This is a genomic window from Bradyrhizobium rifense (assembly GCF_008123425.1).
Taxonomy (GTDB): domain Bacteria; phylum Pseudomonadota; class Alphaproteobacteria; order Rhizobiales; family Xanthobacteraceae; genus Bradyrhizobium; species Bradyrhizobium rifense.
Window position 1 is genome coordinate 1 of sequence record NZ_VSSS01000034.1, and the last position, 16,043, is coordinate 16,043.

14 protein-coding genes are annotated in these 16,043 nt (G+C 62.3%); 6 read left to right on the top strand and 8 right to left on the bottom strand.

All coding sequences use genetic code 11. The annotated features are described in order from the left end of the window. Positions 1–550 precede the first annotated feature (550 nt). Entirely contained in the window at positions 551–2,431 is a 1,881-nt protein-coding gene (locus FXB40_RS23135; RefSeq protein ID WP_148774518.1) for a peroxidase family protein, read from the top strand. Positions 2,432–2,647: 216 nt separating this feature from the next. Here the strand turns inward: FXB40_RS23135 and FXB40_RS23140 are convergent, their stop codons facing one another. From FXB40_RS23140 to FXB40_RS23155, 4 genes are all read right to left on the bottom strand, one after another. Next, positions 2,648–3,463: an enoyl-CoA hydratase gene (locus tag FXB40_RS23140; RefSeq protein ID WP_148774519.1), complete on the bottom strand. Its 816-nt coding sequence runs from the start codon at positions 3,461–3,463 to the stop codon at positions 2,648–2,650. Positions 3,464–3,571: 108 nt separating this feature from the next. Beyond that, positions 3,572–4,921 (bottom strand): L,D-transpeptidase family protein, encoded by a 1,350-nt coding sequence (locus FXB40_RS23145; protein WP_148774520.1) that lies wholly within the window; start codon positions 4,919–4,921, stop codon positions 3,572–3,574. 353 nt (positions 4,922–5,274) lie between these two features. Next, positions 5,275–5,646: a helix-turn-helix domain-containing protein gene (locus FXB40_RS23150; protein WP_014497036.1), complete on the bottom strand. Its 372-nt coding sequence runs from the start codon at positions 5,644–5,646 to the stop codon at positions 5,275–5,277. A 29-nt stretch (positions 5,647–5,675) separates the two neighbouring features. After that, a complete protein-coding gene (locus FXB40_RS23155; RefSeq protein WP_148774521.1) occupies positions 5,676–6,725 on the bottom strand; it encodes a LysR family transcriptional regulator in 1,050 nt (349 codons plus the stop codon). A 471-nt stretch (positions 6,726–7,196) separates the two neighbouring features. Between FXB40_RS23155 and FXB40_RS23165 the strand changes: the two genes are divergently transcribed. Beyond that, positions 7,197–7,463 carry a hypothetical protein gene (locus FXB40_RS23165; RefSeq protein ID WP_148774522.1) on the top strand — a complete coding sequence of 89 codons (267 nt, stop codon included), beginning with the start codon at positions 7,197–7,199 and terminating at the stop codon, positions 7,461–7,463. A gap of 208 nt (positions 7,464–7,671) precedes the next feature. After that, positions 7,672–8,403: a cytochrome c biogenesis CcdA family protein gene (locus FXB40_RS23170; protein WP_148774523.1), complete on the top strand. Its 732-nt coding sequence runs from the start codon at positions 7,672–7,674 to the stop codon at positions 8,401–8,403. 9 nt (positions 8,404–8,412) lie between these two features. On the opposite strand, the gene FXB40_RS23175 is transcribed toward FXB40_RS23170, so the two are convergent. Continuing rightward, positions 8,413–9,402, bottom strand: coding sequence for an amidohydrolase family protein (locus FXB40_RS23175; protein ID WP_246207846.1), 990 nt, complete (start codon positions 9,400–9,402; stop codon positions 8,413–8,415). A gap of 329 nt (positions 9,403–9,731) precedes the next feature. On the opposite strand from FXB40_RS23175, the gene FXB40_RS23180 reads away from it, so the two are divergent. Beyond that, a complete protein-coding gene (locus FXB40_RS23180; protein ID WP_148774525.1) occupies positions 9,732–9,929 on the top strand; it encodes a hypothetical protein in 198 nt (65 codons plus the stop codon). A gap of 140 nt (positions 9,930–10,069) precedes the next feature. Here FXB40_RS23180 and FXB40_RS23185 read toward each other — a convergent pair whose 3' ends face one another. Further along, positions 10,070–11,578, bottom strand: coding sequence for a sensor histidine kinase (locus FXB40_RS23185; RefSeq protein WP_246207848.1), 1,509 nt, complete (start codon positions 11,576–11,578; stop codon positions 10,070–10,072). 137 nt (positions 11,579–11,715) lie between these two features. Further along, positions 11,716–12,990 (bottom strand): serine hydrolase domain-containing protein, encoded by a 1,275-nt coding sequence (locus FXB40_RS23190; protein ID WP_148774526.1) that lies wholly within the window; start codon positions 12,988–12,990, stop codon positions 11,716–11,718. Between the two features lie 170 nt (positions 12,991–13,160). Here FXB40_RS23190 and FXB40_RS23195 point away from each other — a divergent pair, with 170 nt between their 5' ends. After that, positions 13,161–14,078, top strand: coding sequence for a dioxygenase family protein (locus FXB40_RS23195; protein WP_148774527.1), 918 nt, complete (start codon positions 13,161–13,163; stop codon positions 14,076–14,078). A gap of 24 nt (positions 14,079–14,102) precedes the next feature. On the opposite strand, the gene FXB40_RS23200 is transcribed toward FXB40_RS23195, so the two are convergent. Further along, the gene (locus FXB40_RS23200) at positions 14,103–14,996 is read right to left on the bottom strand and encodes a LysR family transcriptional regulator (protein ID WP_148774528.1); all 894 of its coding nucleotides are present in this window, start codon (positions 14,994–14,996) and stop codon (positions 14,103–14,105) included. 103 nt (positions 14,997–15,099) lie between these two features. Between FXB40_RS23200 and FXB40_RS23205 the strand changes: the two genes are divergently transcribed. Continuing rightward, positions 15,100–15,984, top strand: a complete 885-nt coding sequence (locus FXB40_RS23205; RefSeq protein WP_148774529.1) for an NmrA/HSCARG family protein — start codon at positions 15,100–15,102, stop codon at positions 15,982–15,984. Positions 15,985–16,043 lie beyond the last annotated feature (59 nt).

Below are 16,043 nucleotides of genomic sequence, written 5' to 3' on the forward strand. Positions count from 1 at the left end.
ATCCGCGCAGGCAGAAGACTGGGTTGCTCCCGGCTCTCGCCGGTCTTGAATGTGCGATTCGCCATAAGACGAATCCTACATCAACTCCCAAAAAACTTGCCCAGCCTCGACGGGTCAAATCTCATGGCCGCGCGGCTCAAACCAGATCGAGCCAAATTGTTGAGCAATTTCTACTGTGCATGGCGCTGTAAGTTATGTGCTCATTCGCGCTCGAGTGTCAGGTCCTGGAGTCTAAGCGGAAACGTCCTGCCCGGTCAGAGCATTGCCGGTTTTTGACCCGCGTCGACCAAGGGTTGAACAGGTCAGCATCTGTGGCGCCTCGACCCGCCAGCCCTTCCACGTTCGGCATCTGGCAATGTAGATGGGTGACCAAACTGGGATGCCGTTCGATCTCTGCCCATCGTTTCGATTCCGCTCGATTCCGCGACCCCAAAAATGCTTCCACATCGTCGCTCAACGACCGCACGAGCGTCACAATGAATCATCAAAGCGCCGTTTCAAGAGCAGTCAATGAAGCAGGAGCTGGGTCTACTCTGCACGGAGGGAAACCATGGCGCTCCATTTCCGCACCATCGACGGTTCAGACAACAACCTTGCGGACCCGGCCCTCAATCAGGCCAACACAGACTTTGCACGAGTGGGGCCGGCGAATTTCGCCGATGGCTTTGACGCTATGCAACCTGGTCCCAATCCACGTGAGATCAGCAACATCGTGGTGGCGAACGGTCCGGACACCCATCTTGAGGTCAACGGCGTAGCGCTGTCCGGGATGATGTATGCATGGGGTCAGTTTGTCGACCATGACCTCGACCTGGAAAAGAGTGGAGTCAACACGGCGGATATTTCAATTCCCGTTCCGGCGGGCGACACGCTACCTCAAGGCACCGTGATTCCCGTGACGCGGGTGGCAATCGATCCGGCGACCGGCATGCCTGGACATCCCGCAACTGCCATCAACACAGTGACCGGCTGGCTCGATGGTTCGCAGGTGTATGGTTCCGACCCCGTCACCGCGGCCAGCCTGCGCACCGCGGATGGTCACATGAAGGTGTCGGCCGGGGACAATCTGCCAATCGTGATGACCGCGCAGGGACCCGCCTTTGCGGCGGGGGATGTGCGGGCGCAGGAAAATCCCGATCTGACGGCGCTGCAGACCTTGTTTGTTCGCGAACACAATTACCAGGTCGATCAATTGCAGCAGGAGCATCCGCGCTGGAGCGGCGACCAATTGTACGAGACGGCCAAGGCGATCACGACCGCGGAAATGGTCAACATCACCTATAAAGAGTTCCTGCCGCATTTGCTGGGACCAGATGCGATTCCGGCCTATCACGGCTATGATCCGAACGTTAACGCCGGCATCACCGAGGAATTTGAAGGAGCGGCCTATCGTTTCGGTCACTCCATCGTGTCGGCCGACATCAATGGCATAAGCAATCTGGGCGCGACCACAGCCGAACAATCGCTGGCGGACACCTTCTTCGAAGCGCCGGCGGCGTTCACTGCCAGTGGCGGCGCCGATGGACTGTTGCGGCATCTTGCCAGCGATACCGCGCAACCGCTCGATACTCATATCGTTGAGGAGCTCCGAAGTTTCCTGAGTGATCCTCCGGATGCGATCGATCTGGCCGCTACCAACATCCAACGTGCGCACGATCTGGGTCTCGGGACGCTGAACCAGACGCGGGAGGCGTTGGGACTTGCTCCCTACAAGAGCTTCGACCAGATCAGTTCGGATTCGGCCACGGCTTCGGCGTTGAAGCAAGCTTATGGCACGGTCGATGCCGTAGACCTGTGGACGGGCGGGCTGGCGGAGGATCATACGGCGGGAGCGGCCATCGGTCAGACCTTTGGCAGGATCATCGCTGACCAGTTTACGGCTTTGCGCGATGGGGACCGGCTGTATTTCGAGAACCAGGGTTTCGATCAGCAAACCCTGAATGAGATCAAGTCGACCACACTCTCGGACATTATCCAACGCGATACGACAGGTACGACCGCCATGCAGGCGGATGCGTTCGTATCAACCGAGCGACATTCCGGCACGCTTGGTGGGGTTGATCCGGCCGGGGCGAACGCAGTGAGCGGTCAGGCTCAGCTTGTGGTGGGATCTCCAGGCAAGGACACGCTGACCGGCGGAAGCCTGGACGACACATTGGTGGCGGCAAGTGGTCACATGACGATGACCGGCGGCGCCGGCGCTGACACGTTTATTTTCGATCTTCGCAACCTCACGGGACAACACAACACGGCGGTGATCACCGACTACGATCCCAAGGTCGATAAGTTGCAACTGCCGCCGAACGATGGCTTCGCTGCCGTCAGAGTATCCTCCGATTATCACGGCGGAACCCTTTTGCATCTCCGCAACGAAACTATCGACCTGCTCGGCGTGAACCCCAACGAATTGCACCATCACGATTGGGCATGAGTCCAAAATGCTGCGTCGCTCAAAGCGAGCGGCGCAGCAGCGGAACAAAAGTCACACGGTGTCGCAGTCGGCGCGAGGTTGGAATCGGCTGGTGTTTTGCCCGACGTGTCAAACCTCGCTCTCGCATGGCTCCCAGCCCGGGCCAAATTGCTGAGCAATTTCTACTGTGCATGGGGTTGTTTTCGAGATTTTTGCTGGCGCGACCGGACGCCGAGGCTAGTTCCCCGAAAACTGCGGCTTGCGCTTCTCCATGAAGGCCTGCCGGCCCTCGCGGAAATCCGCAGAGTCCATGCAGGCTGTGCCGATCGCCTTGATCGCGTTCATGTCGCGCTGGCTTTCGTCCTTCAAGACCTGCGCGATGGTGATCTTGGCGGCCTTGATCGCAAGCGGAGCGTTCCCTGAGATCGTTTCCGCAATCAGCATGGTCTCGCCCCAGAGCTGATCGTCCGGGATCATCCGCTCGATCAGCCCGATGCGCAGCGCTTCCGCCGCGTCGATGCGCATGCCCGTGTACATCAAGAGCCGCGCCCAGGACGGGCCGACCAGCGATACCAGGTGCCGCAGGCCGTCATAGCCATAGGCGATGCCGAGCCTCGCGGCAGGAATGCCGAACTGGCTGTCATGCGCTGCAATGCGGATGTCGGCGAGCATCGCCACCTGCATGCCGCCGCCGAGACAAAAGCCCTGGATGCAGGCAATCGTCGGCTTCGGGAAGTCGGCGAGCAGCGCGCGCTGGGCGGCGCTGCGCTTGCCGTACTCCTCGGACGCCGCCGCGTTGTGGCGGGTTTTCTCGAACTGGCTGATGTCGGCGCCGGAGACGAACGCCTTGCCGCCGGCGCCGCGCATGATCACGACGCGCACCATATCGTCGTCGCGCAGGCTCGTGAGCGCCTCGCCAAATCCCTCCCACATCTCCAGCGACATCGCATTGCGCTTGTCGGGATTGTTGAAGGTGATCACACCGACGCCGTCGGTGACCTCTGTGAGGATCTTGCCGTCGGCGTAGAGAGTTTCATGGGAGAGCTCAGTCATCGCGCGCTCGCTTGTATGTGGCGAGGCGCAATGTGCGACTTTGGCGAGGGCCGGGTCAACCGCGGCAGGGCAGGGGGATCTGCATTCGCCCGTGCCGCGATTGCATGCCTACTGCGCCATATGCGCGGTCAGCGGATGGTTGCCGGCATTGCTGAAGAACGCGGCCTCTTCGGCGGTGGCCTCCAGCAACTGCTCGTCCTGGTTATAGACGTCGTTGCGGAACTGGATGGTCTGGTCCTTGCTCATCCAGGCCGTGAGGTAGATCCAGGCCACCGGCACCTTCTTCGCCATCGCGACCTCCTGATGCTGCCCGGTGGCGATCTCGGTGTCGATCGCGGCGCGCGTCCATTTCGGCTGGTCCTTCAGCAGCCAGGCGGCGAGATCGCGCACATTGTCGACGCGGGAGCAGCCGTGGGAATCGAAGCGGTAATCGTCGCTGAACAGATTGCGCTGGTTGGTGTCGTGCATGTAGACCGAATAGGAGTTCGGCATGTCGATCTTCACCGCGCCGAGCGCGTTGAAGGTGCCGTTCTGCTGGCGCACGGTGAAGTTCGGCGTATGCGTGCCCGACCAGTCGACCGAATGCGGATCGATCGGATTATCATGGCCGTCGAGCACCTCCATGTGCATGCGCGACAGATAGGTCGGGTCCTTGCGCATATGCGCGGAGATCTCGGTCTTGGCGATCGAGGACGGCACCGTCCAGGTCGGGTTCAGCACCACGCCGGTGATCTGGGCCGTCAGCGTCGGCGACGGCTTTTCGGTCTTGCCGACGATGACGCGATAGCGCCGCACCACGACGTCGTTCTCGACCGCTTCGGCGAAGGCGGCGGGGATGTTGACCACGACATAGCGCGGGCCGAAGCTGAAATTGGTGTTCTCGAGCCGCTCGAGCGACGCCTCCAGCTGGCGGATGCGCTTTTGCACCGTGACATTCATGGCCGCGAGCGTGCGCGGCGTCATCGTGCCCGTCGGCGCAAGACCGTGCCGGGCCTGGAAGCGTTTTACGCCGTCGGCGAGATCCTGGTCGAAAGCGCCACTCGCCTTCTCGGCAGCGAGGTCGCCCGAGAGAATCAGCCGCTTGCGCAGGAGGTCGTCATTGGCGCCCTGCACGCCGAGCGCGAACTTGGCGTCCGCGGGAATCGCTGGCCAGCCGCCGCGCACCGCAAGATCGGAGTAGCTCAGCGCCGCGTCCTTGATGCGCTGGGCGGTGCCCTCGTCATAGGTCGGCTCATGCGTCAGCGCGAGCGCTGCGGCCGAGCGGCCCTCGGCGGTCGAAGCCGGTGCCGCAGTGACGGCTTTGGGGGCGGCGGCGTGAGCCGGGTTGGCGGCTGTCGGAACTGTGCCGGACGGGGTGGCCGGCCTGGGTCCTGCCTGACCCGTGGTCTCGGTCTGCGCGAGCGCGGAGGCGCTGGCGAGGAGGCCCATGGCAACGATCACGGCATGGCATTTCGACATCTGTCTGGTTTTCCCCAAGAGGACGAGGCGGCAATTCCCGGCCGCCGCGAGAAGCTAAGGCATCAGGGTTGCGGTCCCATTAAGCACGACGCATCGAGGCCCCCCGCGCGTCCGACGCGGAGGCTCTCGATTGGGTCGCAACAAGGTTGGGACGGGTTCGCGTAAACTGCGACGAATGCCAAAAAAAAGGGGCGGCCATGCCGCCCCAAGAATCCAAGGCCGCGCGCGTAAGGCGCGCAAGCCTCTATCCTTCCAATCAGGATTCATTCTGCCAATCAGGCCTCGCCCAATCCAGCCGCGCCCCCCGACGCGGCGGATTGAACATTGGCCGTGAAGGCCGGACCGTCGACCGATCAGGCTTCGTTCGCCGCGATCGATTCCATCAGCGAGACGAGCTGACGCTGCACCGTCTGATCCTTGATCTTGCTGTAGGCGCGCAGCAGGCGGAGGCTGAAAGCCGAATCCAGGAACAGGAGGCTTTCGACTTCGCGGGCCTTGTTGTCGCCATCATAGAAGAAGGTCACGGGCACATCGAGGGCGGTGGCGATCTGCTGAAGCCGAGCCGCGCCGACGCGATTGACGCCCTTCTCGTATTTCTGGACCTGCTGGAAGCTGACGCCGAGCTTTTCACCCAGCTCGGCCTGCGAGATCTTCATCTCGACGCGCCGCAAACGAATCCGCTTGCCCAGCTCAATGTCCGGCTTGCCGGCACTGCGCTGCTTCATTCTCTTCGCCGCTGCTTTCATTTTGGTTTTCACCTTTGTTCTTCGGTTGAAAATCCCCCGAAGAGCTGGGTCAGGGGTTCGCCCATATACGAGTCCTTGAATTCATGCGGATGCACGAATTCTTCCTTAAACCACGGGAAGCGAGCTGGATTGAAAGCTTCTATCAGCCAGTCAATCATGTGCCGCACGCGGGGAATCCGGCCGCTACCAGGGTGGTAGGACAACCAGATATCCAGCGGTCGGTTCAACTCGACCTCCAGTGGAATCAACTTCCCGCCAAGCGCAATGGCATAGCTCGGGAATACGCCGATTCCGGCTCCATTCGCGACAGCCCAGTAGTTGGCGCTTGAGACGTTGGTCTTCATGACCAGAAGGTCACGTTCAGGAACGCCCGGGAAGAAGCTCTCAAAGGTTTCCTTGGCGGCGAGCTGGTCGGCGAATTGCAGCACCAGGCGGTGCTTGATCAATTCGAGGGCCGAGCGCGGCGTGCCGTGTTTCTCAAGGTATTTTTCCGAAGCCCAGAACATCAAATGCATGCGGCCGAGCCGCACCAGCTTGACGTCGAGTGCCGACGGTCGCGACAGATGGATGGCGACGTCGGCCTCGTGGCGGGAGACGTCGGCCGAGCGCATCGCGCAATGCAAATCGACCAGGATATTCGGATAGGCCTGCTGGAATTCGACCAGCCGCGGGGCGAGCCAGAAGGTGCCCAATCCCTCGGTGACGGCGACGCGGACCTCGCCGGTGAGGGCGTTGGCAGTCGAATCGCTGGTGCGCAACACGTCGAAGGCGGCCGCCTCCATGCGCTCGACAGCGGAGACCACCAGCGCGCCTTCATCGGTGAGATGGGTGCCGTGGACGTCGCGTGTGAAAAGAGTGGTGCCGGTCTGGCGCTCGAAATCGTCGATCCGGCGGCGGACAGCGTTGATCGACAGCGACAAGCGTTCAGCCGCCGAGCGGAAACTGCCGCATCGAACGACTTCCAAGAAAATGCGGGCCGCATCCCAATCGGAGAGGCCGCTGATATTTGTCTTTAGGCGTTCCTCCAGTGGAACGCCCCTTTCCGCTAAGGAGTGCATACAAGTCCCTTCGGGGCGCTAAACTGGCAGAATATATCGTAAACCACAACCACGACGGGTTGGGGAACGGTGAGTTTTGAACGCCATACTTACCGCGCCCGAAGTGGTATTTGAGTGTGCTTGGGGCTGGGAATCGGGCAAGTTATTGCCCGGAAGAGGGGTCAGTCGTGCGTTCCGTTGCGAGCCTTGAAGTGGCTGCGGGATTGCCGGGTCTACGTGGACCGGAGGATGACGTGCGATGTGTCGTGCGCCCTCGTGGGATGGATCGATCGCGCGGGACCAAGCGTTTGAGCTTTGACCGTTGGGACCTCCGCCACTTGGCGATGCCGTCTGAAACTGCAGTTTCGACGCAGAAACACATTGAAATCATCTTCGAAGGCACGGACTCCTCATGCTATCCTTGGCTCTCTTTGGGGGCCAAGGGGATCGTTTCAAGCACGTCTCGCAGCCCGAATTAACGGAAAGAACGCCGTGTCGCATTCAGACGAACAGTTGCAGTCGGTGCTCGAGACGCTCGAGGAGTGCCGCAAGGTTCTCAATGAGAGCAACAGCCGTGAGTCGGCTGAGCTGCTCTCGATCGTCATCCTCGATGTCAGGATGAAGCTCAAAGGAATTGACAGTGCCGACCTCAGGGCGCTGTGCGACGAAATGCTGCGGAGCGCTGCCAGCGAACCGCTGCCCCCCTCCAAGCAGACGCAGGACCAGCCCCGGCGTCCGCTGCTCCGCGTGGTGAAGTAGCCGCGCCGCCGAATCTCGCTTTTTGGCGAGATTCGTGCGCGTCCCGATGCCGCATCTGTGATCGCAGACGGCATCGGGAGGAGCCTTGGTTTGATCGCGCCTCTGTTGCGCATTCCCCGGCATCGGCTACACCAGAGCCGGTTAGGCTCCGGTCGCGTGCGCATTTCCCGCGCCCAGCCCGAGGGCCCGGGATGGCTCCGACTGCATCATGCAAAATGTCTCGATTACGGCGGCGCTGATTGCCGGCCTCGTCAGCTTCCTCTCGCCGTGCGTCCTGCCCCTGGTTCCGCCCTATCTGATCTATCTCACCGGCGCCACGATCGAGCATGTCGAGAGCGACGAGCCGGCCTCGGCCTCCAAGCGCGCGATCATGATGGCGGCGCTGCTATTCGTGCTCGGCTTCTCCACGGTGTTCGTGGCGCTCGGCGCCAGCGCCTCGCTGGTCGGCGGGCTGATCCGCGCCTGGTCGGCGGAGCTGTCGATCCTTGCCGGCATCGTCATCATCATCATGGGCCTGCACTTCCTCGGGCTGACGCGGATCGGCCTGTTGATGCGCGAGGGACGGCTGACCGCGCCAAAACCCGTCGGCCTGTGGGGCGCCTATGTGATGGGGCTCGCCTTCGCCTTCGGCTGGACGCCGTGCATCGGCCCGATCCTCGCCGCGATCCTGTCGATCGCCGCGGCGGAAGCGACGGTGACGAAGGGGGCGGGGCTGCTCGCGGTTTATTCCGCAGGCCTCGGCATTCCCTTCCTGATCGCAGCCCTGATGATCGAGCAGTTCTCAAGACTGTTCGCGCGCATGAAGGGCCAGCTCGTCAATGTCGAGCGTGCCATGGGCGTGCTGATGGTGATCACCGGCATCGGCTTCCTCACGGGCGCGGTCTCCAATGTGAGCATCTGGCTGCTGGAGACGTTTCCGGCACTGCAGACGATCGGCTAGCGCGCACGGCTAAGCACGCAACCTCGGAATGAGGCGCGTTGCATTCTCATGGCCGATGGCATCGAGATCCTCTGCCGAGAGGCCAAGCTTCTGCAATTGCGCAAACTGGCCAAAGCCGAAATAGGGATAGTCAGTGCCGTAGGTGATCTGCGAGGCCGGCACGAGCTTGAGCAGCGCTGCCATGGACGGCGCGAACGTCGCATTCGCGGTGTCGTAATGAAGCCGGCGCAGCTCGCCCTCGATCCCCTCCGGCGCAAATTCCTTCAGGTCGGGCCGCGCCCCGTAAAACGAATTGATACGCCCGGCCATCATTGGGATCGTGCCGCCGGCGTGCGAGAACAGCCATTTGATGTCGCGATAACGGGCGAATGAGCCGCTGAGCAGCAAGCTCGTCACCGTGCGCGTGGTGTCGTGCGGGACTTCGATCACCGCCGGAAACGTGCCGACGCTGAGAGCACTGCAGCAGCTCGCGACCAGCGGATGGACATAGACGACCGCCTTGCGGCGATTGAGTTCTTCGAGCACTGGTCTGTAGGCCGCATTGCCGAGCCATTTGTCGCCGTAGCTCGTCTGCAATCCAATCCCGTCGGCCTTCAGCGTGTCGAGCGCGTATTCGATTTCCTTGAGCGTGGCGTCGATGTCCAGCATCGACAAGGTCGCGAACAGGCCGAAGCGGCCCGGGTGGTCGCGCATCATCTCCGCCGCATAGTCGTTGCAGCTCCGCGCGAGCCGGCCGGATTCCGCCGCGTCAAGGTCGAACCACACGCCGGGGGTCGAGGCGACCGACAGGATGCCGGCTCGGACCCCATTGCTGTTCATATCCTCCACCAGCTTCTCGCGGGTCCATGCGACCTGACCGGGGAAGTGTGGCTGCTTGCGCGCGTCTTCGTAGCCAAGCCAGAGCTTTTGATATTCGGGCGGATAGAAATGCAGATGGGTATCGATCAACGTTGGCTTGGTTTGTCCGAGTGCCGCAATCGACGGGAGGGTCGAGGCCACGCCAAGTGCACCTAATCCCGCGAGAAGCCCGCGTCGCGACCATTTCGGATCGCAACAGGTGCAGCTGCGGCCATGCCCTGGCGATTTTTGATCCCTCGTGTTCATCTTGCGATTCTCCGATGACGATCCGACAAAGCAAGGACCCATGCGGGCAATGGGGACTTCGCCCATCTGCAATCGTCTGTCTGGATAGACGACCTGTCGTGATCGTCGGGGATTGGATTGCGCCGTTTTATCGCCGTTGAACGATGTCTGCACCAAGCCCATCGCGTCATGCCAGCAACTTTATGTGAAAACGGCTCGCCGCTAGGGCGCCGCTCGATAGCTGGGTGCTTCTGTTCGCGCGTGTCGCGATCGCGCCGCTGTTTCTCTACAGCGGCGTTGGAAAGGTGATGGCATTCACCGCGACGGCGGGTGCAGCGACACATACCCAGACCGTACGGGGATTTGCACCAACCGCCAGAAAGATTACCTTTGTGACCATCGACATCTGGCGTGTCGAGGGCGAAAAATTCGCCGAGCATTGAGATCTTGTTGACCTTGCCGGCATGGAGAAACAGCTGGCCGGGAAATGAAACTCCCTGGAATTCGAAATCACCCGTAGCGCTTTGTGTAGCGCGTGACACCAGATAGGAAGCTGGCGGTCTTCATCGCCGATATCCTTCGTTCACCGGGTTTCGTCGAGCGCGCAGATGACGGTGCAGACCACGCCGCGCGGCAGGAAGTCGACCGTTGCCTCGCCGCCGAGCTGGTCGCGTGCGCTGCGCTCGATCAGGCGCGAGCCGAAGCCGCGCTGCACCGGCGCCGTCACCGGTGGCCCGCCAGTCTCGGTCCAGATCAGCCGGAGCCGCGGCTTGGGCGTATCTTCCATAATCTCCCAGTCCAGGGTCACCCGCCCGGTTTCGTTGGATAGTGCGCCGTATTTCGCGGCGTTGGTGGCGATCTCGTGCACGATCATTGAGAGCACGACGGCAAGCCGCGGCGACAGCGGCACGGCGGGGCCGGCCATGCGGATGCGTTCGGGACCGGAAAGCAGAAAGGGCTGGAGCACGCGCGTCACTACATCCTTCAGCTCCGAGCCCTGCCACTTCTCCTGGCTGAGGAGATTATGTGCTTCGGCGAGCGCACCGAGACGGCCCTCGAATTTCGTCCGCTCGTCGCGGCTGGCGCTGCGAAACGTCTGCACCGCGATGGCCTGCATCAGCGCCAGCGTGTTCTTGACGCGATGGTTGAGCTCCTCGATCAGCAGATTGTGCAGCATGTCGCCGCGCGCAATCGTGGTCGCCATCCTGACGGCAAAGGTCAGGCCGATCAGCAGCAACACGCCGCCGATCAGGCTGGTGATCGCGATGTTGCGCCAGAGCGGTGCGATCAGCGAGCTTTCCGGAACGCCGGCGGCGACGGTCCACCCCGTGAGCTGCGATCGCGTGTAGGCGGAGGCGAGTGCGATGCCGTCGAGCGAGATCGACGAGAGGGCGGCCTCGGGTGCGCGGAACATGGCCTCGTAGAGCGAAGGCGAAGCGCGCTTGCCGAATGTTTCGCCGGGGTTCGGCACGCGCGCGAACACGGTGCCCTTGGCGTCGAGCAGGGATGCCGTCCACTCCTGGTCAGGCCGCTGCTTCTCGACGAGATTCTGGAAGATGCTGATCGGTGGGCCGAAGCAGAGGTCGTAGATCACCTCGCCGTTGCGCAACACTGGAACTTCGACGGTGAGAACCTGCCGCTGATTGAGCGTGCCCGTGAACAGGTCGGAATATTGCGGGGCCTTGGTCGCGAACACTTTCTCGACGATCTCGATATTGCCGCGCGACGGCAGGCTCGCAATGTCTTCCGTCGCCGAGGAAAACAGGATCTTGCCCTTGCGGTCGGAGATCAGCACCAAGCCGCCCTTGCCGTATTGATCGAGGAAGCCGAGCGCGATGCGGCGAAAATTCGGGAAGTCGTCGTTTTGCAGCGAGTTCGTCAGCGCAAGCACCTGCAGACTGCCGGTCATCCGCTGGACCTCGGAATCCAGCACCAGGCGCATGCTGCGCACGTTCTCCAGCACGCGCCGGGTCGCGTCGTTGCGGTCCTGCTTGTAATTGTAGAAGGCGATGCCGACCGCGAACACGATCATTGGCAGCGTCGTTCCCGCGACCAGGAGAGCGAGCCGGACCGGCAGGGTGAGCTTTGGCAAACGGGGATATCCTGGTTCCGGCGCGACGGCGCCGGACAGGCGAAGCATAATGCAGCACCGGTGTTCCGCCACTGCACTTTTCGGGGGGCTTGCGCGCCGGCATCCGTGCGGCGCGCAAGTTGCAGTGCAAAAGCAGCCTACAGATTGGTCTCGGTGATCGCGGCGTAGACCATGCTGCGCAGCTCGCGCCGGATCGGGTAGGCGCTCGACGGCAGCACCTGCGTCATGAAGATTGTGATCAACTCCTCAGCGGGATCGATCCAGAACGAGGTTGTGGCCGCGCCGCCCCAATTGTATTCGCCGGGGCTGCCGGCGATCAGGGTTTCGGACGGGCGCATGGTCACGGCGAAACCGAGGCCGAAGCCGATGCCGTTATAGGCGGCCTCCGCGAACATCGAGCGCGACACTTCGGGCAGCGTGCGGCCACCCGGAATGTGGTTGCTCGTCATCAGCGCCAGTGTCTTCGGTCCGATCAGTCTGACGCCGCCGAGTTCGCCGCCGTTGAGCAGTGCGCGGCAGAAGGCGAGATAATCGGCCATCGTCGAGCAGAGCCCGCCGCCGCCGGAGATGAAGGAGGGCACCGACAGGAACGAACTCTTGGTCGGATCGTCCTGGAGCGTCAGGCCCTCGCGGCGCTGGCCGGCATGGAACGTGAAGCCACCACTGGGATCGGCGTTATAGCAGGCGGCGAAACGGTGCGCCTTGGAGGCCGGCACGTGGAAGTCGGTGTCGGTCATGCCGAGCGGATCGAGAATCCGCGTTTTCAGGAACTGCTCGAAGGGCATGCCGGAAATCTTGCCGACGAGATAGCCGAGCACATCGGTCGACACCGAGTAGTTCCAGGCTTCGCCCGGCGAGAATTCGAGCGGGATTTTGGCAAGGCTCTCGATCATGGTCTGCAGCGTGCCGGCTTTCTCGACCTCGCCGATCTTTTCGGCGCGATAGGCGGCATCGACATTGGAGCGCTGCTGGAAGCCGTAAGTAAGCCCCGAGGTGTGGCGCAAGAGGTCGACGATCTGCATCGGCCGCGTCGGCGGCCTCGTCAAAAACGCCGGCGAGGTACCGGCGACGAACACGCCGAGATCCTTCCATTCCGGAATGTATTTGGCGACAGGCTCGTCGATCGCGACCAGGCCTTGCTCGACCAGCATCATGAAAGCGACGGTGGTGAGCGGCTTGGTCATGGAATAGATGCGGTAGATGGTGTCGTCCTTGACCGGCACCTTGCGCTCGACATCGGCAAGGCCCTGCACCGAGCTGTGGGCGATCTTGCCGCGGCGGTAGACGAGGAGATGCGTACCCGGGAAACGGCCGGCATCGATGTAGCGGTTCTTCAGATGCGCATCGACGCGGTCGAGCGCGGCCTTGGACATGCCCACGGATTCGGGCGAGGCGGGGGTTGGGGCGAGCATCGGTTCCTCCGGGCAGTTTTCTCAGGCGTTGATAGCCGAAATGACGGCCTCATTCCAAGCGGGTCGCGCTTAACGCGGGCAGGCCTACTGGTGTAGGCTCCAGTCTGGAACGCCTCCAGGGAGCCCCAAAGATCCGATGGGGCCAACGAGAAACTCAGGGCAAACGCACCATGACCCAGTTCAACGAGACCGAACTCACTGAAGCCGTCGTCAAAAGCTTCGACAACACGCCCGATACGCGTGCGAAATTCCTGCTCCAGGAATTGGTGAAGTCGCTGCACGATTACGTGAGCAAGACCGGTCTCACCTTCGAGGAATGGGAATACGCCATCGATTTCCTGACCCGCACCGGCCAGAAATGCACCGACACCCGCCAGGAGTTCATCCTGCTCTCCGACGTGCTCGGCGTCTCCATGCTGGTCGATGCCGTCAACCACCGCGACCGCGATGGTGCGACCCAGACCACGGTGCTCGGCCCGTTCTATGTCGGCGAGCACAAGATCACCGCCCACGGCACCGATATCTCGCCGAACAATCTCACCGGCGAGCGCATGTTCGTGCAGAGCCGCGTCACCGATCTCAAGGGCAAGCCGCTGGCGAATGTCCCCGTCGACGTCTGGCATGCCGACGATGACGGCTTCTATGATTCACAGAAGGCGAATTATGATGAGGTCGGCGCCTCGGCGCGGGCGCGCTTTATTACGGACAGCGACGGCAAATTCTTCTTCCGCACGATTTTGCCGTGCAGCTACCCGATCCCGACCGACGGGCCGGTCGGCGAGATGATCGTGCAGACCAAGCGCCACCCGATGCGCCCGGCGCATGTGCACTTCCTGGTCAACGCAAAGGGCTACGAGCCGCTGATCACCCACGTCTTCATGGACGGCGACAAATACCTCGATTCCGACGTGGTGTTCGGGGTCAAGGACGACCTCGTCGCCAAGGTCGAACCGCGCAACGACCTGGAGATGCCCGACGGCGCCAAGGCGAACGGGCAATGGCACCTGATGACCTATGAATTCCACCTCAAGCCCGGCGGCGGCCTCGCGCCCAAGCCGCTGGGGACGAAGGCGGCGGAGCCGGCCTGACAGCCCTGCTGGGCGCACCATTTCTCAATTCCCGATATGGGCCGCAAGCTCCTCGGGCGTCCCCATCGGAAAGGCTTCCTTCAAAAAGTCGAGGAAGGCGGACACGCGCGCACTTAGCAACCGTCGCGATGGATAGAGCGTCCAAAGCGCGATGTCTGGTCCGTCGACATCCCCCCAATGCACCAGCGTGCCGGCGGCAAGATCGTGACTGACCAGTGACACCGGAAGGCGTCCGGCGCCGACGCCCGCTCGGACCGCATCACGGACCATGATGAGCGACGACAGTCGAAGCACTGGATCAACCGCGATGCGCGATCTTCCCGCTGGCATCGTTACGTCCCAAGACGTGGTTTGCTCACCCGCTCCGCGCACGACCGCCGGAACAGCCAAGTCGTCCGTCGGTCGTCTCAGGTCCGGGCTCGCCACGACCACCAGCCGGTCGCGCAGAAAGATTCGTCCGACAAGACTTTCGTCCGGATCCGGATTGACCCGAATGACCAAGTCATAACCTTCCTCCACCATGTCGACGGTCCGATCTTCCGTCGTGACCTCGAGCCGAACCTCCGGATATCTGAGCGCGAACCCGGCCGCGAGCTTCCCCATGGCCGTCTGCGAGAACAGAAGGGGCGCGCTAATCCGCAACCTGCCTTGCGGCCTGTCGCCACCGGAAGCGATCGCGGCGGCAGTCTCGTCGAGTTCGGTCAGGAGCGTGCCAGTCCGTTCGTAGAGCGCGCGTCCTTCCTGTGTGAGCTTCAGTACACGCGCTCCGCGCTCGAAAAGGCGCAGGTCGAGACGACTCTCCAGTTCTGCGACCCGGCGGGACAGGGTCGCTTTCGGACGTCCTGCGGCACGGGCGGCTCGTCCGAACCCTCCGTGCCGGGCGACGAGATTGAAGTCAGCGAGAGCAAGGAGATCCATGTGTTCCACTCGTGAGACGGTCTGTCCAAATATACCGTCTATCGATCCGAATGTGGATCACTAACTTCCGGGGTGTCTTCTGACCCAACCCGGAGTGAGCCTCATGACCATCCTCGTTACCGGCGCGACCGGCAATGTCGGCCGCCAAGTCGTTGAACAACTCGTCAAGCGCGGAGCCGATGTCCGCGCCATCGTCCGCGATCCTGCGAAAGCCAACCTGCCGTCGGGCGTCACCGTCGTGCGGGGCGACCTGCTCGACGTCGATTCCCTTCGCAGCGCACTCTCCGGCGTTTCTACCGTGTTCCTGCTCAATGCCGTGGTGCCCGATGAGTTTACCCAGGCGCTGATCGCGCTCAATCTGGCTCGCGAGGCGGGCGTCGAGCGGATCGTCTACCTGTCGGTGATCCACAGCGATCTCTACGTGAACGTGCCGCACTTCGCGGGCAAGTTCGGCGTCGAGCGGATGATCGAGCAGATGGGATTGAACGCCACCATCCTGCGGCCGGCCTACTTCATGAACAACGATCTCACGATCAAGGACGTCGTGCTCGGACACGGTGTCTATCCGATGCCGATCGGCAGCAAGGGGCTTGCCATGATCGACGTGCGCGACATCGGCGAGATCGCTGCCATCGAACTGATCCGTCGCGAGCAGGCCGCGGGGCCATCCCCGGTTAGCCGGATCAATCTCGTCGGTCCGGACACCCTGACCGGCATGGATATCGCTGCCATCTGGTCGGAGGTGTTGGGTCGCACGATCGCCTATGGCGGCGATGACACCGGCGCGTTCGAGCAGAACCTCAAGCAGTTCATGCCGGGCTGGATGGCTTTCGACATGCGGCTGATGAGCGAGCGCTTTCTCACCAATGGAATGATCCCCGAGGCCGACGACGCCGCGCGTCTGACCGCGCTCCTGGGCCGTCCTCTGCGCTCCTATCGCGATTTCGCCTCCGAGATCGCAGCCTCGGCCGCAGCAGGCCGGCACTGATCATCACCACGAACATCAATCACGGGGCGGCCTTTGGGAGGCGTCCCGCTTTCCGAGGT

Coding starts and splice junctions, on each gene's coding strand:
- FXB40_RS23135 (WP_148774518.1), top strand. CDS start 551: ATGGCGCTCCATTTCCGCACCATCGACGGTTCAGACAACAACCTTGCG.
- FXB40_RS23140 (WP_148774519.1), bottom strand. CDS start 3,463: ATGACTGAGCTCTCCCATGAAACTCTCTACGCCGACGGCAAGATCCTC.
- FXB40_RS23145 (WP_148774520.1), bottom strand. CDS start 4,921: ATGTCGAAATGCCATGCCGTGATCGTTGCCATGGGCCTCCTCGCCAGC.
- FXB40_RS23150 (WP_014497036.1), bottom strand. CDS start 5,646: ATGAAGCAGCGCAGTGCCGGCAAGCCGGACATTGAGCTGGGCAAGCGG.
- FXB40_RS23155 (WP_148774521.1), bottom strand. CDS start 6,725: ATGCACTCCTTAGCGGAAAGGGGCGTTCCACTGGAGGAACGCCTAAAG.
- FXB40_RS23170 (WP_148774523.1), top strand. CDS start 7,672: ATGCAAAATGTCTCGATTACGGCGGCGCTGATTGCCGGCCTCGTCAGC.
- FXB40_RS23190 (WP_148774526.1), bottom strand. CDS start 12,990: ATGCTCGCCCCAACCCCCGCCTCGCCCGAATCCGTGGGCATGTCCAAG.
- FXB40_RS23195 (WP_148774527.1), top strand. CDS start 13,161: ATGACCCAGTTCAACGAGACCGAACTCACTGAAGCCGTCGTCAAAAGC.
- FXB40_RS23200 (WP_148774528.1), bottom strand. CDS start 14,996: ATGGATCTCCTTGCTCTCGCTGACTTCAATCTCGTCGCCCGGCACGGA.
- FXB40_RS23205 (WP_148774529.1), top strand. CDS start 15,100: ATGACCATCCTCGTTACCGGCGCGACCGGCAATGTCGGCCGCCAAGTC.